General features: G+C 59.6%; 20 protein-coding genes. 4 read left to right on the forward strand and 16 right to left on the reverse strand.

Features of this window, described 5'->3' with window-relative positions; translation table 11 throughout:
- Window positions 1-281: 281 nt before the first annotated feature.
- From CIK76_RS01760 to CIK76_RS01770, 3 genes are all read right to left on the reverse strand, one after another.
- Window positions 282-551, reverse strand: a complete 270-nt coding sequence (locus tag CIK76_RS01760) for a Rho termination factor (protein WP_255248310.1) — start codon at window positions 549-551, stop codon at window positions 282-284.
- Window positions 552-723: 172 nt separating this feature from the next.
- A complete protein-coding gene (locus tag CIK76_RS01765) occupies window positions 724-1,233 on the reverse strand; it encodes a DNA starvation/stationary phase protection protein (RefSeq protein ID WP_096283082.1) in 510 nt (169 codons plus the stop codon).
- Window positions 1,234-1,467: 234 nt separating this feature from the next.
- On the reverse strand, window positions 1,468-4,203 hold the full coding sequence (locus tag CIK76_RS01770) for an ornithine decarboxylase (RefSeq protein WP_255248311.1): 2,736 nt from the start codon (window positions 4,201-4,203) through the stop codon (window positions 1,468-1,470).
- Window positions 4,204-4,591: 388 nt separating this feature from the next.
- On the opposite strand from CIK76_RS01770, the gene hutH reads away from it, so the two are divergent.
- Entirely contained in the window at window positions 4,592-6,136 is a 1,545-nt protein-coding gene (gene hutH, locus CIK76_RS01775; protein ID WP_176484050.1) for a histidine ammonia-lyase, read from the forward strand.
- Window positions 6,137-6,208: 72 nt separating this feature from the next.
- Window positions 6,209-6,631: an aspartate 1-decarboxylase gene (panD, locus tag CIK76_RS01780; protein ID WP_096283085.1), complete on the forward strand. Its 423-nt coding sequence runs from the start codon at window positions 6,209-6,211 to the stop codon at window positions 6,629-6,631.
- Here the strand turns inward: panD and CIK76_RS01785 are convergent, their stop codons facing one another.
- A complete protein-coding gene (locus CIK76_RS01785; RefSeq protein WP_096283204.1) occupies window positions 6,632-9,097 on the reverse strand; it encodes an excinuclease ABC subunit UvrA in 2,466 nt (821 codons plus the stop codon). It lies immediately after the preceding gene.
- Window positions 9,098-9,197: 100 nt separating this feature from the next.
- A complete protein-coding gene (locus CIK76_RS01790; protein WP_096283086.1) occupies window positions 9,198-9,566 on the reverse strand; it encodes a hypothetical protein in 369 nt (122 codons plus the stop codon).
- A gap of 42 nt (window positions 9,567-9,608) precedes the next feature.
- On the opposite strand from CIK76_RS01790, the gene CIK76_RS01795 reads away from it, so the two are divergent.
- A complete protein-coding gene (locus CIK76_RS01795; RefSeq protein ID WP_255248312.1) occupies window positions 9,609-10,229 on the forward strand; it encodes a DUF6328 family protein in 621 nt (206 codons plus the stop codon).
- On the opposite strand, the gene CIK76_RS01800 is transcribed toward CIK76_RS01795, so the two are convergent.
- The 8 genes from CIK76_RS01800 to CIK76_RS01835 form a co-directional block, all read right to left on the reverse strand.
- Window positions 10,226-11,035: an oxygenase MpaB family protein gene (locus CIK76_RS01800; RefSeq protein ID WP_096283088.1), complete on the reverse strand. Its 810-nt coding sequence runs from the start codon at window positions 11,033-11,035 to the stop codon at window positions 10,226-10,228. The two genes, CIK76_RS01795 and CIK76_RS01800, sit on opposite strands and share 4 nt — an antisense overlap.
- Before the next feature lie 101 nt (window positions 11,036-11,136).
- Window positions 11,137-11,328: a hypothetical protein gene (locus CIK76_RS01805; protein ID WP_096283089.1), complete on the reverse strand. Its 192-nt coding sequence runs from the start codon at window positions 11,326-11,328 to the stop codon at window positions 11,137-11,139.
- A 290-nt stretch (window positions 11,329-11,618) separates the two neighbouring features.
- A complete protein-coding gene (gene rbsD / locus CIK76_RS01810) occupies window positions 11,619-12,002 on the reverse strand; it encodes a D-ribose pyranase (RefSeq protein WP_096283090.1) in 384 nt (127 codons plus the stop codon).
- 32 nt (window positions 12,003-12,034) lie between these two features.
- The gene (locus CIK76_RS01815; protein WP_096283091.1) at window positions 12,035-12,958 is read right to left on the reverse strand and encodes a ribokinase; all 924 of its coding nucleotides are present in this window, start codon (window positions 12,956-12,958) and stop codon (window positions 12,035-12,037) included.
- A 64-nt stretch (window positions 12,959-13,022) separates the two neighbouring features.
- Window positions 13,023-13,961 carry a substrate-binding domain-containing protein gene (locus CIK76_RS01820; protein ID WP_096283092.1) on the reverse strand — a complete coding sequence of 313 codons (939 nt, stop codon included), beginning with the start codon at window positions 13,959-13,961 and terminating at the stop codon, window positions 13,023-13,025.
- 51 nt (window positions 13,962-14,012) lie between these two features.
- Complete coding sequence (locus CIK76_RS01825; protein ID WP_096283093.1) at window positions 14,013-14,981, reverse strand: ABC transporter permease; 969 nt, start codon at window positions 14,979-14,981, stop codon at window positions 14,013-14,015.
- Entirely contained in the window at window positions 14,981-16,495 is a 1,515-nt protein-coding gene (locus CIK76_RS01830; RefSeq protein WP_096283094.1) for a sugar ABC transporter ATP-binding protein, read from the reverse strand. Before CIK76_RS01830 ends, CIK76_RS01825 begins: the two co-directional genes overlap by 1 nt.
- Window positions 16,492-17,544: a LacI family DNA-binding transcriptional regulator gene (locus tag CIK76_RS01835; RefSeq protein ID WP_176484051.1), complete on the reverse strand. Its 1,053-nt coding sequence runs from the start codon at window positions 17,542-17,544 to the stop codon at window positions 16,492-16,494. Before CIK76_RS01835 ends, CIK76_RS01830 begins: the two co-directional genes overlap by 4 nt.
- A 254-nt stretch (window positions 17,545-17,798) precedes the next feature.
- On the opposite strand from CIK76_RS01835, the gene CIK76_RS01840 reads away from it, so the two are divergent.
- Window positions 17,799-18,485 (forward strand): metal-dependent transcriptional regulator, encoded by a 687-nt coding sequence (locus CIK76_RS01840; RefSeq protein ID WP_096283205.1) that lies wholly within the window; start codon window positions 17,799-17,801, stop codon window positions 18,483-18,485.
- 191 nt (window positions 18,486-18,676) lie between these two features.
- Here CIK76_RS01840 and CIK76_RS01845 read toward each other — a convergent pair whose 3' ends face one another.
- From CIK76_RS01845 to CIK76_RS01855, 3 genes are read right to left on the reverse strand one after another with little or no spacing between them, the layout of a single operon-like run.
- Entirely contained in the window at window positions 18,677-19,549 is an 873-nt protein-coding gene (locus CIK76_RS01845; RefSeq protein WP_096283096.1) for a metal ABC transporter permease, read from the reverse strand.
- Window positions 19,546-20,286 (reverse strand): metal ABC transporter ATP-binding protein, encoded by a 741-nt coding sequence (locus CIK76_RS01850; RefSeq protein WP_096283097.1) that lies wholly within the window; start codon window positions 20,284-20,286, stop codon window positions 19,546-19,548. Before CIK76_RS01850 ends, CIK76_RS01845 begins: the two co-directional genes overlap by 4 nt.
- Window positions 20,283-21,164 (reverse strand): metal ABC transporter substrate-binding protein, encoded by an 882-nt coding sequence (locus CIK76_RS01855; protein WP_255248320.1) that lies wholly within the window; start codon window positions 21,162-21,164, stop codon window positions 20,283-20,285. The genes CIK76_RS01850 and CIK76_RS01855 overlap by 4 nt, the downstream gene beginning before the upstream one ends.
- Window positions 21,165-21,326: the final 162 nt, after the last annotated feature.

Consider the following 21,326-nt stretch of genomic DNA (forward strand, 5'->3'; position numbering starts at 1 on the left):
AAGATCATTTCAGTCCAGGTAGGTGGAGCCTGGCACCCAGCGCTGGTGTTTCGGCGCTCTTTGGCGTGGGAAGAATCAGTAACGGCCACCGGGAATCCTGGGTATCGGATTTCGGTGACCGTCAAAGACCTCATGAAAAATCTGGGCTAGCTCCTGGACCGATGGGTGGTGAATCGGACCTCGACGGGCAACATACTGCTCCTTGAGTTCCTCTCCCTCTTCCGGCTCGGATTGGCCTCCGATGATGTCGTTGTTATTCACGGCGCGACGTCCTTAGTTCACTAGGAGTTTCGAAGGGCCTGGATCAAATCGGCCTTTCGCTTGTCGGAGTAGCCCGCCAGACCGATCTCTTTCGACCGGAGCTTGAGCTCTTCGACCGTCCAGTCCTCGTAATTGCCAGACTCGCCTCCGCGTTTCCCGACGCTCGATCGGCCGTCCCGGGCGGCTGCATTGGCAATGCGCGCAGACTTTTGCTTGGAGTTTCCTTCCTCCCGCAATTTCTCGTAGAGTTCTTCGTCCTTAACTGGGTTTGACCCGTTGTCCATAGCCATAGATGAGTCACCTCTCAATTGACGTGTAGACGTCGCGAGAACACGTCGTCTATCTTCAACGGTAGGCTCTTCGTGCTGCAGATTCTAGGGGTTTTCGAGTTTTCGAACGGCACCCGAAAACGGCGAGGGAGCCGACGCAACAGTTGCCCCGGCTCCCCCTAAATCAGTGATGCTATGGTTTGCGATTTTCGGCGCTAATGAACCACGCCTGCTGTTCAAGGCCTGCAATGTACTCGTGCAGAATGTCAGCGCTGGTCGGGTCTTCCTCATCGACTGCGTCATGTACATCTCGGATGACTCCGACGGTGCTCTGCAGGGCTTTGACCACCATATCCACGGCCTTGGTTGTCAGAATCTCGCCATTGTTTGGTTGCTCTAGTTCGCTGTATTTACCTACGGTGCCGGCCAGGCCATCCGGAGTGATGTGCATAGCGCGCATACGCTCTGCGATCTCGTCCGAGCCGCGACGCGCGATATCCACGATCTCATCGAGGTTCTGGTGCAGGTCACGGAAGTTTGGGCCGACAACATTCCAATGGATCTGCTTGCCAACAAGCTGCAAGTCCAGCAGTTGCACCAACACGGACTGCAAGGCATCTCCGAGGGCAGCAGTGGCAACGAAACCACCTTCAGCGTTCTCCTTTGAGGTTTTGCTTGCCGGGGTGTTCTTGGTTTTTGCCATAGATCCTTCTCCTTTTACAGTGAAGTTACCGTGCATCTGACTCAGCCAGCGGGGCCGAGCCCTCGTTACGGACGCTACCCGCAACGAGCCAATGAAGCCAGCTCAGACCAAATACTCACACGTCCTTCTGACTAATTTCACAGTTGTCAGCGGCAGTTACTAGGAACTGCCTGCATGGCGGTGGGTAAACGTATGGGCGGGAATCTCAATTGAGATTCCCGCCCATACGAACAATCACGACTTCTTCGCTGCCACCTCGGCCAATGCTTCACGGGTAAAGACCTGATACCCGTAGTCACGGTGATATCCGTGGATTTCTCGGGTATCGAGCACATCCATGTAATCGAGAATCTCGGTCGACACGACTTGCCCCGGAACTAATACCGGGAACCCTGGTGGGTAGGGAGTGACAAACGCCGCTGAGACTACCTGTTCACCACTTTGAATTTTTTGACGAATCTCGGGTGAGAAAATGAAGTGCGTGGCCGGATCCTTATAGGTCAGATAGTAGGCCGAACGCATATCGCCACTGCCGCCACCACCGCTGAACTCGTCGGCGAAATAGCTGAAATCAGGCATCGGGATCTGCGTCGGAGGAACCTTCTTCCCGTCCGCTAGCGCCCGGCCATCCAATCGGCGTTTATGCTCCAGCTCTTCGGCGATCTTGACCAGCACCTCGATCAGGTGGGCCACCGCCGAACGGTTAGTGCCGATGTTGGTCATCAACAGGACCGAGGTGCGACTGGTCTTATTCACCTGGATCGCGTGGCCGTCCATCAGATAGGTGTGCTTGAACGTGTCTCCATCCACTCCTGTGCGGCTGATGTCCAAGGTCAGCCGTGATGGGTCCACGACGAATTCATCTTCGGACCAAGACCTGTCCCAAACTTCCAGCCCGTCGCGAACCGGGTTGCCGGTGTCGCTGCAACGGTATTTCTGCGGGATCAGGTCCCTCGTATCGAGTACCTGGAAGTACTTGCTGAGCAGCTTATTACGTGACATCGCCCGGACGATCGATTGCGCCAAGTCAACCTGGCGCTGCACCAACGCATAGCCCTCAAGCTCGGCCTGGCGACGCCCGATATCAAGCGAGGCGAGGATCTGATAGTTCGGCGAGGTCGAAGTGTGCGTCATATAGGCCTCGCGGAACGTATTGCGGTTACGTTCTGCGAAGTCTTGATCGTGAATGTGAATCATTGACCCCTGGCGCAGCGAGGTCAGCGTCTTATGCGTGGACTGCGTCGAATACACGCGCAAGCGGGTCTTTGCTGGATCGGCAAGCAGTCGCGTCTTCAACCAGACCTCGTCGTTTGCCGGGTCATCCGGGGTTCCCGGTTCGGGCAGTTCGGCTCGCTGCGCGGCGAAACGCTCACGATATTCAGACGTCTCAAACGCGGTCTGCATGCGTTGGGCCGCGGACATACCGGTGCGCTGACGGTAGACGGGATGGAACCCGGCGAAAGCGAACCATGCTTCATCCCAGAGGAAGACCAGATCGGGCTTGATGGCCAAGCACTCTTCCATCACCCGGCGCGGATCGTAAATAATCCCGTCGAAGGTGCAGTTGGTCAGCGTGAGCATTTTGACCTTGTGCAGCAGGCCCTGGCGGCGCAACTCCAGTAGCCGTCCCTTGATTTCTTCCAGCGACACAGCACCATACATGGAGTGCTCGTTCAGCGGGTAGGCCTCCAGATAGCTGACGCTTGCGCCGGCAAGCACCAGGGAATAATGGTGCGATTTATGGCAGTTGCGGTCAACCAGCACGATGTCACCGGGTGCAAGGATCGACTGGTGCACGATCTTGTTCGCGGTGGAGGTGCCGTTGGTGACGAAGTAGGTGCGGTGGCTGTTGAAGGCGCGGGCCGCCAGCTCATGGGCTTCCTTGATGGAGCTCTGCGGATCCAACAGGGAATCCAGTCCTCCGGAGGTGGCAGACGTTTCCGCCAACAGCAGGTTCTTCCCGTAGAAGTCCACCAAGTCTCGTGCCCATGGGGAGTTCTGCACCGAACCGCCGCGAGAAATTGGCATCGCGTGGAATACTCCGCCGGGGCGTTTGGCGTACTTCTGCAGCGCGTGGAAGAACGGAGTGTTGTAGCGTTCGAGCACCTCGGCAATGATCGACAGATGCAGATCCATTCCATCGTTACGTGAGAAGATGCGCTTGAAGCGACCGGTAATCTCATGCGCGATGGACTCAAGGGCAACACCGGCGATCAGGTAGACCGGGATCTCTGGGCGGAGCAGATCGATGATCTCTTCCAGATCCAAGATCCGGTCGATTTGCCTTGCCGTGGAAAAGTGTCCGGCCGTATGCCGTGATACGTACTTTCCCAGGGTGGAGCTCAGGCGGCGACGCGTGTCCAATTCGAAGCGGGCTGTGAGTACAACCGCTTGAATGGTCGGGTTGATGACAATCGCGGCCAGCGCGTCCTCGACGCTGGGCACGACCACGAAGCTGTAGTTGAATGAGTCGGTTCGCTGACGCTGTTCGAGCATCTCGATTTTGAATCGCTCGATCTCGTCGGAGGGGCCGTTGTCCACCAAGAGAATTTCAACCCTGGGGACGAATTTCCGATGGATTGATCGAGGCTCACCACCGCCGAGCTCGTTGCTTTGGGCAGCAGCTTCGGCTTCCTCCGCATCGCTGTCGTTGCTTTCGCCATCGATGTATTGGGTCTGCGTCCGGAAGGACTGGTTCGCCAGATATACCTTGCTCAGCGCGTCGCGGAAGTGGCCATCGTGCATCAACGTTTCAACTTCGTTGAAGTAGTCTAAGCCCGGCGTGGCCCAGTAGGGTTCGATGGCAGAAAGAAGGCTCAGTAGTTGCGTAGCCTCGTGCTCATGCAGCTCGCCGGAGACCTTGTCGTCGATACCGCGAATGATCTCGCCAAGTACATATCCCAGGTGCTCCCATGCATCCTTGCGCTTTCGCCAAGCGCTTTCTGGTGTTGCTGTTACTTGATTCTTCATTGTGGTCAACCTTGCGCTCACGGTTGCCGGTCCTTCGCTCGTTCTTCGTTGCCTCGTTAACCGGTTTGTTAACAAGGCCATGCCACGTCTTTGTGCCTTGATCTCCAGAGCCTACGTCAACTTCATCTTAGTTTTGGTATTCATGAAGCCAATTCACGAAATTCTCGTAACTATCGCTCTCCCTTTCTGTCGCAGAATGAAATATACGAAATTAGGGAATTGATTTGCGACAACGAGATGAACATTTTTGAAATTTATAAATCTAGAATCCACTCGGCCACCTTGTCCGAAATTCCAGACAGATGCGTTGTCGAGTGCGAGAATCTGAGGAATTTCTGGCGAAGAATGGATGACAGAGACAACTTCAAGAACGAACGGAAGAGCATCCATGAATTCCAACCAATCTTCGGTAACACTTCACCTATCGAACGCCACCGCACAGGATGTATTGCGCGTGGCCCGTCAGGATATCCACGTTGATATTTCCGCTGAAGTCAGCGAGAAATTAGCAGAGGTTCGCGCACATATCGATGCCTTGGCTGCATCCGAAACTCCGGTATACGGAATCTCCACTGGGTTTGGCGCACTGGCCACCCGGCACATCGCTCCGGAAGACCGTGCCAAGCTGCAACGCTCGCTGATTCGTTCGCACGCTGCTGGCATGGGTGCACCGGTGGAACGCGAAGTGGTTCGTGCCTTGATGTTCCTACGCGCCAAAACCCTGGCGAGCGGCCACACCGGTGTGCGCCCGATAGTTCTAGAGACCATGGTGGCGCTGCTTAATGCCGGAATCACCCCGTTGGTGCGCGAATACGGTTCGCTGGGTTGCTCTGGCGACCTCGCGCCGCTGTCGCACTGTGCGTTGGTGTTGATGGGTGAAGGTGAAGCCGCCGATAAGCATGGAGAGGTCCGTCCGGTTCCCGAACTTCTTGCCGAAGCGGGCATCACCCCTTTGGAACTTGCAGAAAAAGAAGGTCTCGCGCTGGTCAACGGCACCGACGGAATGTTGGGCATGTTGCTGATGGCCTTGGCCGATTTGGAGGATTTGGCTGACATTGCGGATCTCAGTGCCGCAATGAGCGTCGAGGCCCAGTTCGGCACCGATCAGGTGTACCGTCCCGAGCTCCACGAACCGCTGCGACCGCACCCCGGTCAGGCTGTGAGCGCCGCCAACATGTTTGCCGCGCTGGACGGCTCCGAGCTCGTCGCCTCGCACCGCGAGGGCGATGGCCGGGTGCAGGATGCCTATTCGTTGCGCTGTTCTCCGCAAGTCACCGGGGCCGTCCGCGACACCATTACCCACGCCCGCATGGTCGCCACCCGCGAATTGGCCGCCGCCATCGACAATCCCGTGGTGCTGTCCACCGGTGAGGTTTCCTCCAACGGAAACTTCCACGGTGCCCCGGTTGCCTACGTACTGGATTTCCTGGCAATCGCCGTGGCCGATCTAGGGTCCATCGCCGAACGCCGCACCGACCGAATGCTTGATCCGGCACGTTCGCGGGACTTGCCAGCATTCCTCGCCGATGATCCCGGAGTTGATTCGGGCATGATGATCGCACAGTACACGCAGGCCGGACTGGTTGCGGAGAATAAGCGATTGGCTGTGCCAGCGAGCGTTGATTCGATTCCGTCTTCTGCCATGCAGGAAGACCACGTGTCTTTGGGTTGGCACGCGGCCCGCAAGCTGCGCACCGCGGTAGACAATCTGCGCCGAGTGCTGAGCATCGAATTAGTGGTTGCCGCGCGGGCCTTGGACCTGCGCCAGCCGCTGACCCCGGCACCGGTCACCGGAGCCGTGCACGACGTTTTGCGCACCAAAGTTGCCGGCCCCGGCGAGGATCGGTTCCTCTCCGCAGAGCTCGAAGCGGCCTACGGATTGGTAGCCGACGGAACGGTACTCCAGGCCTTGCATCGCGCACAGGGACGATAGCCCACAGGAAGTTTGCCGTGCCGGGTAGTAAACTGGCACGGCAAACCTTCTTTTAGATTGGGAACTCGTTCCATGCAACGCACCATGTTTAAGTCCAAAATCCATCGGGCGACCGTCACCCAGGCCGACCTGCACTACGTCGGCTCGATCACCATCGATTCCGAACTGCTTGCGGCCTCGGATATCCTGCCGGGCGAACTAGTCAGCATCGTGGATGTCACCAATGGGGCACGTCTGGAAACCTACACCATTGCCGGCGAGCCAGGCAGCGGCGTGATCGGCATCAACGGTGCCGCCGCCCACCTAGTTCATCCGGGAGACCTGGTGATCATCATCAGCTACGCGCAGATGCAGGACGCCGAGGCCCGCGCCTACGTGCCAAGCGTGGTCCACGTGGATGGCCAAAACAAGATGATCCATCTCGGTGATGACCCAGCCGAAGCAATTGCCGATGGCGTGCAGAGTCCGCCGTACGCGCAGCTTCGCGGCAACTAGTTAGCTGTCGTCTCCGGCCAGCCGAAGTGCGAGGAATTGCGCGGTCCGGCTGGCCTGGTTCTGCGCCACCTGGTGCGGTGTTCCCGCGGCGATAATTCGTCCGCCTCCGTCCCCTCCGGCTGGCCCCAAATCGATCACCCAATCGCTGGCTGCGACGACATCCATATGGTGTTCCACCACGATCACGGTATGTCCTTGGTCCACCAGCTGGTGCAGTTGCGCCACCAACAGCTGCACGTCGGCAGGGTGCAACCCGGTGGTCGGCTCGTCCAGCAGATACAGGGTATGACCACGGCGCTGGCGTTGCAGTTCGGTGGCCAGCTTGATCCGCTGGGCCTCACCACCAGACATTTCGGTGGCCGGCTGTCCCAATGACAGGTAGCCCAACCCGACCTCCCGCAAAGTCGCCAGCGCACGGGCCGCGGCCGGAATTCCGGCCAGGAATTCCTCTGCCTGAGCAACGCTCAGCTCCAACACCTGCGCAATGTTCTTCCCTTGGTATTCGACCTCCAAGGTCTGTTCGTTGTACCGGGTTCCCTGGCACTGCGGACATGGTCCATAGGTGCCGGGAAGGAAGAGCAACTCGATCTCCAAGAAGCCCTCGCCCAGACAGTTCTCGCAGCGGCCGCCGGCGACGTTGAAGGAAAACCGGCCTGCCCCGTAACTGCGTTCACGCGCCAGTGGCTGGTCGGCGAAGGTCTTGCGGACCGCGTCGAACAGGCCGGTATACGTGGCCACGTTGGAACGCGGGGTACGTCCGATGGGTTTCTGATCCATCAGCACCACCCGATTGATCTGACCCGCCCCGGTCACTTCCTTGATGACAGCCTGCACCGGTGCATCTTCGGGTTCATCTTGGGCTGGTACGGTCGAACCGCCCGCGCCTTGGGCCAGCGCCCCGGAGACCAGACTGGATTTTCCCGAACCTGATACACCGGTCACCGCGCAGAAAACACCCAAGGGGAATTTCGCGTCGACATCCACCAGGTTGTGCAGGTTCACCCCGCGCAGTTCCAGCCAGTCGGTGGCGTTGCGCAGGTTGCGCGCCGGTGCCGGAGAAGCGTCCAAGAACCGGCGAGTCACCGACTTTTCGACCTGAGCCAGACCGGCGACCTCCCCGCTATAAAGCACCTGGCCACCACCGCTGCCCGCCCCGGGTCCCACATCAACGATCCACTCGGCGCGGGTGACTACATCCATATTGTGTTCCACCACGAACACCGAATTACCCTCGTCCTTCAAGGCGGAAAGCACCTCGATCAGCGGTTGCACATCGGCCGGATGCAGCCCCGCCGAGGGTTCGTCCAGCACATAGATGACGCCAAATAATCCGGCACGCAGCTGCGTGGCAATGCGTAGCCGCTGCATCTCCCCCGGTGAAAGGGTTGGAGTACTGCGGTCTAGGCTCAGGTACCCCAGCCCGAGTTCTAGGAGCACTTCGATTCTGGCGAGCAGGTCGGTGCTGATCATGCTCACCACATCGGCTTGGGCCTCGCCACCGGTCACGGTCGCGAAGGGGCGCAAGAGCTCAGCCAAGGATTGCAACGAGCGCGCGTTGAATTCGGCAATGTCCAGCTCGGCGAACTTCACCCGAAGCGAGTCGCGGCGGAACCCCGTCCCGGAGCACTCGGCGCAGGGTTGCGAATGCATGAAGGCCAACGCCTTGGCGCGTAAATTCTCGCTCTTGGAGGTCGCCACGGTATGGCGCACATAGCGTTCGGCGCTCCAGAACCGTCCCTTATATGGTTTTGCTACACGATCTCGTTCGGGGGTCACCTCGACCACCGGTTGCTCCTCGGTGAAGAGCAGCCAGTCACGCGTTTCCTTCGGCAAGCTGCCGAAGGAAACGTCAATGTCGTGGCCGAGGTGGGTGGTGATATCGCGCAGGTTTTTACCCTGCCAGGCTCCCGGCCAGGCGGCAATCGCGCCGTCCCGGATGCTCAGCGATGGTTCGGGAACCAGCGACTGCTCGCTGACCGAGTGCACCGTGCCCACTCCATGGCATTGTTGGCATGCGCCGACAGCGGTATTCGTGGAGAAGGCATCCGAATCGAGCCGGGCCGCTCCTTGCGGGTAATTCCCGGCACGTGAGTAGAGCATCCGCACCGAGTTGGACAACGTGGTCAGCGTCCCGACGCTGGACCGGGAGCTGGCGGTCCCCCGACGCTGCTGCAAGGCGACCGCCGGCGGCAGACCGGAGATGAATTCAACCTTCGGGGCATGGCCTTGGGCGATCAATCGGCGCGCATAGGGCGCTACAGATTCGAGGAAGCGCCGCTGGGATTCGGCGAAAATTGTGCCAAAGGCCAAGGAAGACTTTCCTGAGCCGGAGACCCCGGTGAAAGCCACAATCGCGTCGCGCGGTATCCGCACTTCCACGTTATCCAAGTTATTCTCGTTTGCGCCGCGCACATGGATGTATCCGTCATGGTTTGCCGTCGCCTGGCTCGGTGCAATGCTCTTCATCTTCTCCACAGTATGCGCCGCGAGCCTCACCGCCCAATTTCCACGCCGTGCGATTGGCTCTTGTGAACGCTAGCTACCCAAACCTGTCCGGTCGCTCTGGCTAGTCATCGCCACGGCACTCTGCCGCCGGGCAGCCTTGCCAGGTTTTCGAGAAGTATCCGACGATATCGATCCCTTCGGCGAACGGATATTCCTCGGCTACGGTGCCGTGTATAAATTGTGTCGCTTCGTTCAAGGCGAGGTGGAAGAAACGACAAACCGCTTCAAAGTTCCATACCTCCATGGTGAGTTCAACCAGTTGGGGGTGCGTCATCGCCTCACGTGTATCCAGCCCGAGCTCTTCGGCGAATCCGTACACAATGTCGGCGCTGAGTTCATGCGCCGCGCCGCAATCGCACCACGAGAGTCCTTTGTCAGGCATGGTCCAGATATCTGGCTGAATGCGTGCTTCGTTCTCGAGTTTCATCATGACCTCCCTTATAGTTTTCCTACTGGGATACTCAAATTACCCATGAAGGCCGACAGTTTGGAAAGTCTGCAACCCGACGTCTTGTCTAGTTTCAAGAAAATTGGCGTAGCCTCAGCTGGCGAACCTGTTCCGCTGGCGGTCGCCTTCAGATCGAGGAGAGCTGTGATGAATAAGCGTTCCCATCCAGATACCAGCGACGGTGCCCCGCATCGCCAATGGAACGAATTGCTCCAGGAAATGCGCGTGATGCAGACAGGTCTGCAGATTCTGGCAGCTTTTTTGGTGGTCCTGCCTTTCCAGGCGAGATTTGAAGTGCTCACCCACAAGGATGAAATTGTTTACGTCGTCTTGCTGGTCGCTGCGACCCTGCTGATCCTGCTACTGATTACCCCCGTGGCCGTTCACCGCTTTTTCTTTGGCCAGCGGCTGAAGGAAAAAACGGTAAACCTTGGCCATATCGTGCTAAAAATCGTGGGTATCGGGGTGGGATTGCTTGTCTCTGGCTGCGTCTGGTTCGTGTTGCAGGTATTCTTCGGCTGGGAAACCGGTGCTTGGATCGGTGGCTCGTTGATCCTGGTGACGTTGTTCTTGCTGCTTGCCTTGCCACGCATCCTGTTTCCAGGCAGACTCCAAGATGTTGGCCAAGCAAAGACCGGCGGCTAGCCCATCCGGTCCACATGACGTAGCATCCATCGCATTGGCGCGTGCCTGACAAATTTGGGCAATATCCGCGTGGCCAACCGCACGAAGGAGATGGCTCGCGCGTTGCGTTTGGCGGCCTTCGCGGAAAGCTCGTAGCCGAATTGTTCGCGCACCGTGGGTGGAAGCTGGGCGATGGTCACATCGCGCATCAAGGGCAGTCCAATGCGGATCCACCACGGGGCGTTGCTACCCAAAAAGAGTTCATCGGCCAGGCGACGAGTCTGTGGAGTGACGCTCAGCGTGTTGAGGGTTCGGTCGAAATACTCATCAAATTCGCCAAGGCTGTCCGGCCAGAAGTGAGCCGGCATTTGCAGAGCGTCACCCAGAGCGGCGTACTGCCGGTACAGGTCCTCAATGTCGCTGGATACAGCCGTGGGGAGGACTTCGGCGGCGATTACCCGTGCCGAGTCATAGAGGGTCGCGGCAACCCACAACTGTAACTTTGGGTCCAACGCCGAATAGGCCGGAGTTCCCTGGTCGGTGTTACGCGTACCGTGCACCGGTTGATGCGCGGTATTCACGTAGTCGATGATGGTTCTTTGCTGTTCTGGCGTCCCGTTGCTCAGCGCGTAAATATAGCCAAGGGTATGGATCAGCCGGCTGAGCGGATTCGAAGCAAAATCAGAATGCTCGGCGATGGCCAAGCCAATCTGCGGGTGAGCGAGCTGCAGCAGGATCGCACGTCCGGCACCGAGCAAGAGCCCGGCTTCGGGCGCAACACGGGAAAAATCCTCACCGTGTTGTCCTGCCTTCTTGCGTTGCTTCATGAGGCCAATTCTAGGGACCAGCTCATGAAACAACTATCTGGGCTTCCCGCGCGTAGCCGGCAAACATGAGGAAGCCCTGTCAGAATCTGGGAACAGAAGCATCAAGCTTCTTTCGTGGCCACGTACTTCAGCAGCTTCACGATGGTAAGCCCAGCCAAGAATATTATTCCCGCCCAAATTACCAAGCCTGCTTGCAACTGGCTAGGTTCATGGAATAGTGCTGGCACGGTCAGGATCACAGTTGCCGCGCCGATCGCCATAGCAGCAAATGCTGCATAAAAAGCTATCTTCATTGGCTATCCTCCATAAAAGATCGGCATGACGCTAACACCATGCTCATTCCGGTGCGCTTGCGAGTGAAGCGCTGTGCGCGATGCTAATCCAAGCTCCCGTCAACAGCAGCTCGTCTCGACTAACCCACCAGAAGAGAACCAAGCACATATCCCCTTACTGAGCTACCGGGTGCACGCGAATTAGGTTTGCCGTGGACTGCCGATCAGTTGATGTTCCAATGCATTTCTCTGTCTGGCAGACAGCAAAGCCGGTGCCGGCAGGCTGTTGGCACCGACTGGAAGCTGGTCGATCAGAAAGCCACGCCGCAGTGCAGAATCACGTTTGCGTAGGGGGTCGCTTCCCCGGTGCGCACAACGATCTTGGCCTGGGGCAATGCGGCTTTCAGCTCCTCATGGGAGATGAACCCCGGCTCGAGCCCCCGCGACACGCACAGTTCCTGGACCACCCCGCCCTCGGCCTCTGCAGCCAGGGTGCTTTGCTCAATCACCATGTTGCGGCTCAGCACCTGAAGCACCTGCTCGAAGCTGAGCAGACCCGGAGTCAGCGCCAGATCGATGACCACCGGACCTTCCGGAATCGGCAGGCCGCAATCGGCGATCACCACGGTGTCGGTGTGCCCGCACTTGGCCAGTGCGCCAAGCAGCGGGGCGTTGAGGATTTCGGATTTCAGCACGAAGGCTTCCTTAGGTCTTGCTCGAAATGGTCTTAGAGGTTCTCTAGCGAACGCGGGTAGGAGGCCTGGGCACCGTGCGCCTGCACGGTCAGGGCTGCGAACTTGCCCGCAAATTCTGCGGCTTGAGCCAAGCTATCGCCGTTGGCCAAGCGGGCGGCCAGCGCACCGGTAAAGGCGTCGCCGGCACCGGTTGTGTCCACGGCCTTGACCTTGACCGCTGGCAGCACGCGAACTTGGACTCCGCCGTTTTCTATTGGGACCCGGTCGGCGACCAGGCAACCGTTGGCACCGAGCGTGATGACCACGCTGGCGATGCCCTCATCAACCAGCATTCCGGCGAGGCGCTCATATTTGCTGTCGAAGCGGCGGGCAGGGTGCGGGTTCAGCTGCTGCAGCACGGCTTCGGCCTCATGCTCGTTGACCACCAGCGGGTTGGCCTTCAGCAGGTACTCGCGGTCCAGTTCGATCACCGGCGCCAGGTTGAGCACAACCCGGTCGGTGGCCGAATCCATGGCTGCCTTGATGCCGGAGGCAGGGATCTCGCCCTGCAGCACCAGGATCCCGTGCAACTCGCCGGCCGCGCTGACCGCGTCCGCGGTCACCGTCGAGTTGGCTCCGGAAACCACCGCGATGGAATTCTCCGCGGCCGCATCCACCTGGATGATCGCCACACCGGTGGGCCCGCTGGCGCGGGCCACGCGATCCAGCTTCACCCCGGCCTCTTCGAGCTGCCCCAGAGCGATTTCGGCGTGGGAGTCGTTGCCAACGGCGCCGATGAATTCGGTGGCGGCGCCGGCCAGCGCAGCGGCCAGCGCCTGGTTGGCCCCTTTGCCGCCGGGCGAGAGCTGGTAGGAATCGGCCAACACGGTCTCACCGGGGCCGGGCAGGCGGTTCATCAGTGCGGTGATGTCCACGTTGCTGGATCCAACGATGGTGACCTGTACGTTGTCCTTCATGATTTTTCCTTAGCTTGTTGCAGCCGCAATGGCTCTCGGCCGACGAAAGGGGTGCTGCCTGGAATTACTTGGTGATGTATTCGGCGACGTTTTCGGTGTCAACGGTGTCCACCGCGACCTGGACGCTTTCCTCGACGGTTTCATCCTTCATGGCCTTGGCCAGGATCTGCACCGACTGCTTGCCCAGCTCGGCCGGGTTCTGCGCGATGGTGGCAACCAGGGTGCCGGCCTCGACTGCCTTGAAGCCGTCCTCGGTGCCGTCGAAGCCGACCACTTTGACGTCCTTGCCGGCCTTGTTGCCCAGCGCCTGGATGGCGCCGAGTGCCATTTCGTCATTCATGGCCAGCACGCCGGCGGCGTCCGGGTTGGACTGCATCAGGTTGGTGACCACGTCCAGTGCCTCGGCACGGTCGAAGTTGGCGGTCTGGCTGGAAACGACCTCGATGCCTGCGAATTCCTCCAGACCCTTGGTGAAGCCCTCGCCGCGCTCGTTGGTGGCCGAGGCCCCCGGCACGCCTTCAAGGATGATGATCTTGCCCTTGCCATCCAGGGACTCCGCCAGTGCCTTGGCTGCCTGCTCGCCGCCGGCCACGTTGTCCGAGGCGACGAAGGATGCGACCTCGGTCTCTCCCACCGAGCGGTCAACGGCGACGATCGGAAGCTCGGCCGCGACTACCGGAGCCAGGCCGGCTTCCGCGGTTTCGGTGTCCACCGCGTTGATGATCACCCCGGCGCTGCCGTCGGTGGCGGCGGTGGCCAGCTGGTTCGCCTGGCTGGCCGAGTCGTTCTGCGCGTCGACCACCGACAGCTCGATGCCCTGCGCCTTGGCCTCGGCTTCTGCGCCGTCACGCAGATCTACGAAGAATGGGTTGTTCAGGGTCGAGACGGCCAAGGTGGCCTTGCCGCCCTCGGCGGCTACTTCGCCACGGCCGCAGGCGCTGGCGCCCAGCACCAGTGCTAGACCGAGGCTCAGTGCGGCGCTCTTGCGTACGATGTTTTTCATTGGGTTCTCCCTTGAACTAAATGGTGTCAGAAACGGTGAAGCAAAAAACTTTTAGTGGCGCACGTTCTTGCGGCGCAGTACGTCGAAGCCCACGGCGATCGCGATAACCAAGCCGATCACTACCTGCTGCCAGAAGGCGCTGACCGAGAGCAGGTTCAGGCCATTGCGGATCACCGCGAGGACCAGTGCACCGATGAGCGTTCCGGAAATACGACCCACGCCGCCGGAAAGCGACGCGCCGCCGATGACCACCGCCGCAATGGCGTCCAGCTCGTATCCGCTGGCCAAGGTCGGCTGCGCCGAGTCCAGCCGGCCTGCCAGAATCATGCCGGACAGTGCGGCGAAGATACCGGAAATGACAAACACGGTCACCAGGACGCGCTTGACCGGGATGCCCGAGAGACGTGCGGCTTCGGTGTTGCCGCCTACGGCGAAGGCGTTCTTGCCGATGATGGTGCGGTTCAGCACGAACGCTGCGATGAGCCCGGAGACAATCAGAATCAGGATGGGCACCGGCATGAAGCCCAGGTCCCCGCCCAGCCAGGACACCGAATCGCCGGTAGCGATGGGGCGACCGTCGGAGATGACCAGGGTCAGCCCGCGCACAATGGTGAGCATTGCTAGCGAGGCGATGAAGGTCGGTAGTTTGCCGTAGGCGCTCATGGCACCGGTGACCCAGCCGCACAACCCGCCGATGGCCAGGCCAACCACGATCGATAGTCCGTCGGGCAGCCCGGCGGTGGTCACCCAGTAGGAGGAGGTCATGGCGGAGATCGCTGCGATGGAACCGACGGACAGGTCGATACCGGCGGCGACGATCACAAAGGTCATGCCGAAGGCCATCACCGCGATGGTGGAAACCTGGATGCCGATATTCATCAGGTTCGGCCCGGTCAAAAAGCGCGGGGTCGCGATGAACATGGCAAGGCAAAGAACAACCAGGCCGACTAGGGCACCGTTGTTTGCAAGGAATGCCTTGAAGTCAAAGCCCTTCTTGGGTGTGGTGGCTACGCTGCTCATTACTTCTTTCCCATTTCATCTTCGCGGTGCACATTGCTCACGGCAAGGGCCATGATGCTGTCTTGAGTTGCTTCATTGGTGGCTAATTCTCCGGCGATCCGGCCCTGGCTCATCACCAGGACGCGGTCGGACATACCCAGCACTTCGGGCAGTTCGCTGGAGGCCATCAGTACGCAGCCTCCGGAGGCGGTGATCTCATTGATCAATTCGTAGATTTCAACCTTGGCCCCGACATCGACGCCGCGGGTTGGTTCATCGAGCAAGAGCACCTTGGCCCCGGCGGAGAACCAGCGGCCAAAGACCGCCTTTTGCTGGTTGCCTCCGGAGAGCGAACGAATCGGCTGGTCGATATTCCCCATGCGGATCCGCAGGCGGGCGGCGACCTTCTCGGCGCGTTCACGCTGCCCCTTGCGGTCCACCAGTCCGGCTTTGGCGGTGGATGCCATGGTGGCGTAGCCAATGTTCTCGGCAACCGAGGCGTCCAGGACCAGTCCCTGCGTTTTGCGGTCTTCAGGCACATGGCCTAAGCCTGCACGGGTGGCCGCGGCAACGTCATTGCGCGGCAGTTTTTTGCCGGCAACCTTTACGGTGCCCGAGGTGTATTTATCCGCTCCAGCGATCGCGCGGATCAGTTCGGTGCGTCCAGCACCCATCAATCCGGCCAGCGCCACGACCTCGCCGGGACGAACCGACAGCGAAATATTCTGCAGTGCTCCGACGCTGAGATTTTCCACGCTCAGCAGGTTCTGCTCGCCGGGAATGGCAGCTTGGCGCGGGAATTGCGCGTCGATGTCACGGCCCACCATCAGGCGCACCAATTCGTTCTCGGCGGTGTCTGCCGGGACGGTGGCAATGAACTTTCCATCACGCAGCACGTTGACGAAGTCGCCAATGGCGGCAATCTCATCGAGGTGGTGGCTGATGAAGACCATGCCCACGCCCTTGGTCTTGAGCTGGTTGACGACCTCGAAGAGACCTGCAATCTCGGCGTTGGTCAAGGCCGCAGTTGGTTCATCAAGGATCAGGACCCGGGCGTCCAAGGATAGTGCCTTGGCGATCTCCACCAGCTGTTGCTCGGCTAGCCCTAAATCGCCTACCGGGGTGTTGACGTCGAGGTTCAGACCCAGCTGGTCCAGCGCTTCGCGGGCAATGCGCCGCATCTCGCGGCGGTTGATAATGCCAAAGCGACGCGGCACCCGACCCAGGGTGATGTTTTCCGCGATGGTCATCGAGGGCACCAGGTTTAGTTCCTGGTGGATGGTGGCGATGCCCAGGGCTTCGGAAGCCTTGGTATCCGGGATCTGCACTTCCTTGCCGTCCATCAAGATGCGTCCGGAATCGGCGCTGTGCACTCCGGCGATCATCTTGATCAAGGTGGATTTGCCTGCACCATTTTCGCCGAGCAGCACCGACACCTTGCCGGCGTGGACCTCGACGGTAACCTCATCGATTACCTGGACGGGGCCGAACGACTTGCAGACCCGGTCAAGGACCAGTAGAGCGTCGTTGCTCATGGGCGCACCTTTCCTTCCATCACTTGTGTTGCCTTGGCTGGCGCCACCGAGGGGCGCAGCGTAAATTTGCTAATCAGTTCTTCGGGTTCCGGTTTCTGGCCGGCCATCACTTCGCGCAGGGCCTGAACTGCCATTTTTCCCATCTGGCTCAGGTCATGGCCGATAGTGGCAATCGGCGGATCGTGGATGAGCATCGCATCGACCTCGTCGAAGGTAGTCACCGACAGGTCGGCGCCGACCCTGACACCCAGTTCGCGCCAGACGCGCAGCGCTCCGATGGACATCGGAGCATCCGCAATGATCACGGCACTGGGTTTAGCGGGGTTTTCCAGCAGCCATTGAGCTGCCAGCGCGCCGGAGGCTGGCTGGAAGTCACCGACAAAGTGCAATGCTTCATCCCCAACCAGCCCGTTGTTCGCCAATGCGGTTTCGAACGCGCTGTAGCGTTCAAGGGCGGTGGAGGCGTGCTTGGGTCCGCCGACAAAGGCAATGTTCTGGTGGCCCAGGGATTTCAGTGTTGCTACCGCTTCATCCAGCGCTTGGGCGCTGTTGGCGGTGATGGCTGGAACCTGGACACCAGGCAGTGCCCGGTCAACGAAGATGGTGGGAATGCCGCTGGAAAGCACCCGATTCATCATTTCGCTGGGCTGGTTTGATTCTTCATTCAGTCCCTGCGGCACGATGACCAGCCCGTCCACACGGCGTGAAAGCATGGTGGCCAGGAAATCATCTTGTTGTGCGGCATCTTCATTGGCATTGCCAATGAAGGTCATCAGCCCGGCGGTGCGCGCATGCTGTTCCACCGCATGTGCCAGGTCTGAGAAGTAGGGGTTGCGCAAGTCAGAGATCAGCAACGCGATGGAATCTGTTTTGGTGGAGCGCAGTGAGCGGGCCTGCGCGTTGGGCATGAAGCCCAGTTCTTTCGCGGCGCTTTCAACCTTGGTCCGGGAAGCTGGCGAGGTCGCCGGGTGACCTGAAAGGACGCGCGAAGCGGTGGCAACAGATACTCCTGCTGCGCTGGCAACGTCCTTGATGGTGACGGCGTTCATGGCCGATAAGCTCCCTTGCTTACTCATGTAATCGATTCCATGGAATCGATTACACAGTCTTCCCTAACAAGTTTTGCAAGTCAAGACGGTACGGATGGACAAAATTGGAGGCCGCGGACGAATCCTGGAAAAGACCACAATGACTTTCGATTTTTTAGCCAAACACGGCGCGGTCACCAAATAACTCAGATTTATTCCTGGCCACGAGTTGTGCTCGACGGCGCGCACAGCGCAGTTTGTCTATGATGGGTGATGTGTCGGTAACTCAACTTTCAGATAGCGCGCAGAACTACCTCAAGATCATTTTCAGTCTCAACGAATGGTCCACTGAGGCGGTGACTCCTACGGTGATCGCGGAGAAGGCGGGGGTTAAGCTTTCCACCGTCTCCGGAGCCATGTCGAAGCTGCGCCAGCAGGGCCTGCTAGACCACGCCCCCTACGGCGCGGTCACCTTGACCGATTTGGGGCGCGAGTACGCGGTCACCATGGTGCGCCGGCACCGGCTGATCGAAACCTTCCTGGTCCAAATGCTCGGCTACCGCTGGGACCAGGTGCATGAGGAAGCCGAACAGCTTGAGCATGCGGTCTCCGACTTCATGATCCAACGCATCGACGAGTTGCTCGGGCATCCGAGCCGCGACCCGCACGGGGATCCCATCCCCACCGCAGAAGGCACCATTACAATTCCCGCCGCCATCCTGCTCGCCGAGGCACAGCCGGGCCAGAAGGTCACCGTGGAACGGATCTCCGATTCGGATTCGGAATTGCTGCAGTACTTTTCGGAAAATGGAATTATTGTCGGGGCCGAACTCACCGTGACCACCGGCGCCCCGTTTTCCGACACCGTAGAAATAGCGGTGCATGGCGACGAGGCGGTAATCCGCCTCGGGGCCCGAGCCACCGAAGCGGTCTGGGTTTCGCTGCTGGACTCCGTGCGCTAAGACGGGGACACTGAGCGTACTTCCCAAGGGTGCACCGGCGTGTGGGCTACGAACTCACGGCTCGGTCAATAAAGCCGATGAGACCTTCCATCTTGTGAATCCACAGCGTTTTTGCAAGCTCGCCTTGGCTTGGCCGCGGCGGTGTCCTCGGCAAATAAGGCGCGCCGAAACGCGGTCAATAGCTCACATCATCAGGCTTGCTGCAGGTTCTTGCGTCGGCGCGCCACCGCAAATCGATGCGCAATCAATCCTTGGCGCGGGCTGAACAGATAGATCAGGACAAAGATCGCACCCTGCGAAAGCACCACCATGCCGCCGGTGGAAGCATCCAGGTAGTAGCTGATATACACCCCGATGATCCCGGCCAGCGCTGCCAGCGCCGGGGCGATCACCAGCATCTTGCCGAAGCTATTTGTCAGCAGGTAAGCGCTCGCCCCGGGGATGATCAGCATCGCCACGACCAGGATGACTCCCACGGCCTGCAAGGCCACCACCGAGGTCATAGCCAGCAGTCCCAAGAGCACCGCCCCGATCAATTTCGGATTCATCCCCAGTGCGTGGGCATGGGTCGAGTCAAAAGCGTATAGCGTGAAGTCTTTGCGCTTGAGGATCAGGATCAGGAACGTCACCGCTCCCAGGATGATCACTTGCCACAGGTCCGCTGCGGAAACTCCGAGCAGATTTCCAAAGATAATGTGGTTCAAATCCAGGTGGCTCGGGGTGACCGAGATCAGCACCAGCCCAAAGGAAAAGAGCGTAGTGAACACGATCCCAATGGCCGCATCTTCCTTCAGTCTGGAGGTGTCACGCACCGCCCCGATCAGCGCAACGGCCAAGAATCCAAAGACCAATGCCCCCAAGGCAAAAGGCGCACCGACGATATAGGCAAGCACTACCCCGGGCAATACCGCATGGGATACCGCGTCCCCCATCAGCGACCAACCGATCAGCACCAGCCAGCAGGAAAGCACCGCGCACAGAATCGCCGCGATCACGGTGACGGCGAGCGCACGCACCATGAAGGTATAGCCCAGCGGCTCGGCTAGTAATTCGATCAGATTCACGCGCTGTCGCCTCGATTCATAGGATCCAGGCCAAAGGCCATGGCAAGATTTTCCGGTTGCAGAACCACCTGCGGAGCTCCGTGCATCAGGACCTTGCGCATCAAGAGGATTGCCTGGTCCGCCAAGGTCGGAAGCGCGTGCAGGTCATGGGTGGAGACCAGCACGCTTCCACCGAGGTCTGCGACCTCGCGCAGCAGCTTGGTAATTGTTGCTTCGCTTCGCTTGTCCACCCCGGCGAAGGGTTCATCGAGCAGCATGATGCTTGCTTCTTGGGCGATGCAGCGTGCCACGAAGGCGCGCTTCTTCTGGCCCCCGGAGAGCTGGCCGATCTGCCGTGACGCCTGCGCGGTGAGTTCTACGCGTTCCAGCGCTGCTTCCACGGCTGCATGGTCAGCTTTCCTAGGTGTTCTGGTGATCCCCATGCGCCCGTAGCGTCCGGTCAACACTACCTCGCGCACCGAAATCGGGAAGTCCCAGTCCACTGCCTCGTTTTGCGGAACGTAGCCGATTGCCCCTGACTTGCGTGCCTGCAGTGGATTGAGCCCGTTGACCAGGACCGTGCCGGTATCGGGTTTGACCAGCCCCATGATGGTTTTGAAGAGCGTGGATTTTCCCGAGCCGTTCATGCCGACCAGTCCGCAGACCGATCCGCGCTCCAATTGGATCGAGGCCTTGTCCAGGGCAAGGACCGGGCCATAGTGGACCGTCGCTTGCGCAACATCGATAGCGAGCGTCATGGCAGTTCTCCTCGGAGGGCGCGGGTAATGGTTTGAGCGTCGTGGGTGATCAGATCCAGATAGGTTGGCACCGGACCGTCGGGTCCGGACAGCGAATCGACGTAGAGTGTTCCGCCGAAGTGCGCATCGGTGGATTCGACGACTCGTTGCATGGCCGCATCTGAAACGGTTGATTCGCAGAAGACCGCAGGAACCTGATGCTCTCGCACGTAGTCAATGGCTGCGGCCACCTTGCGCGGGGTGGCCATGGACTCGGCATTCACCGCCCAGAGGTACTTTTCGCGCAATCCGGCATCCCTGGCCAGATAGCTGAAGGCTCCTTCGCAGGAGACCAGCACGCGCTGGCTTTCGGGCACCTGGGCAAGATCGGCCACCAGCGAGTCCTGAACCGCCTGCAGTTTGCGTTTGTAAATGGTGCCATTGCTCCGGAAGTCATCGGCATGTGCCGGATCCAGCTCGCTGAATGCGTGGACCATCGTATCGACATAGGCCTTGACGTTCAGCGGGCTCATCCACGCGTGCGGATTGGGCTTTCCCTTGCCTGCGCCCCCGGTGATGCTGATGGGCGCCACCCGGTTGCTGACGGTGGCATGGGGTGCGGGGTTATCGTGCACAAACTGTTCGAACCAGGCTTCCAGGTTCATCCCGTTATCTAGGATGAGGTCTGCATGGGAGGCCCTGCGCAAATCGTCCGGGGTGGGTTCATAACCATGGATTTCCGCCCCGCGTTTGGTCACCGATTCCACGCGCAGGTGTTCGCCTGCCACGTTTTGGGCAATATCGGCCAGTACCGTGAAGGTTGTCAGCACCACCGGCCGAGCATCCTGGGGTGACACCGTCTCCGGTTGGCTCGACGCGCTGCAACCACTGAGGATCAAGGTGACTGCGCAGGCCAGCGCCAGAACACGAGAATGCGTTGTTCTGGTCCGTGGACCTTTTGCTGCTTGCACCGTTGCTCACACCATTTCACTTTGACTGCCCGCGAGAAATCCGCTTTTACACAGCATAATGTTTGAGGGGTCAAACATTCAAAGTTGATG

The sequence above is a fragment of the Glutamicibacter sp. BW80 genome (assembly GCF_002332385.1).
GTDB lineage: Bacteria > Actinomycetota > Actinomycetes > Actinomycetales > Micrococcaceae > Glutamicibacter.

Coding starts and splice junctions, on each gene's coding strand:
- CIK76_RS01760 (WP_255248310.1), bottom strand. CDS start 551: ATGGCTATGGACAACGGGTCAAACCCAGTTAAGGACGAAGAACTCTAC.
- CIK76_RS01765 (WP_096283082.1), bottom strand. CDS start 1,233: ATGGCAAAAACCAAGAACACCCCGGCAAGCAAAACCTCAAAGGAGAAC.
- CIK76_RS01770 (WP_255248311.1), bottom strand. CDS start 4,203: ATGAAGAATCAAGTAACAGCAACACCAGAAAGCGCTTGGCGAAAGCGC.
- hutH (WP_176484050.1), top strand. CDS start 4,592: ATGAATTCCAACCAATCTTCGGTAACACTTCACCTATCGAACGCCACC.
- panD (WP_096283085.1), top strand. CDS start 6,209: ATGCAACGCACCATGTTTAAGTCCAAAATCCATCGGGCGACCGTCACC.
- CIK76_RS01785 (WP_096283204.1), bottom strand. CDS start 9,097: ATGAAGAGCATTGCACCGAGCCAGGCGACGGCAAACCATGACGGATAC.
- CIK76_RS01790 (WP_096283086.1), bottom strand. CDS start 9,566: ATGATGAAACTCGAGAACGAAGCACGCATTCAGCCAGATATCTGGACC.
- CIK76_RS01795 (WP_255248312.1), top strand. CDS start 9,609: ATGAAGGCCGACAGTTTGGAAAGTCTGCAACCCGACGTCTTGTCTAGT.
- CIK76_RS01800 (WP_096283088.1), bottom strand. CDS start 11,035: ATGAAGCAACGCAAGAAGGCAGGACAACACGGTGAGGATTTTTCCCGT.
- CIK76_RS01805 (WP_096283089.1), bottom strand. CDS start 11,328: ATGAAGATAGCTTTTTATGCAGCATTTGCTGCTATGGCGATCGGCGCG.
- CIK76_RS01815 (WP_096283091.1), bottom strand. CDS start 12,958: ATGAAGGACAACGTACAGGTCACCATCGTTGGATCCAGCAACGTGGAC.
- CIK76_RS01820 (WP_096283092.1), bottom strand. CDS start 13,961: ATGAAAAACATCGTACGCAAGAGCGCCGCACTGAGCCTCGGTCTAGCA.
- CIK76_RS01825 (WP_096283093.1), bottom strand. CDS start 14,981: ATGAGCAGCGTAGCCACCACACCCAAGAAGGGCTTTGACTTCAAGGCA.
- CIK76_RS01830 (WP_096283094.1), bottom strand. CDS start 16,495: ATGAGCAACGACGCTCTACTGGTCCTTGACCGGGTCTGCAAGTCGTTC.
- CIK76_RS01835 (WP_176484051.1), bottom strand. CDS start 17,544: ATGAACGCCGTCACCATCAAGGACGTTGCCAGCGCAGCAGGAGTATCT.
- CIK76_RS01850 (WP_096283097.1), bottom strand. CDS start 20,286: ATGACGCTCGCTATCGATGTTGCGCAAGCGACGGTCCACTATGGCCCG.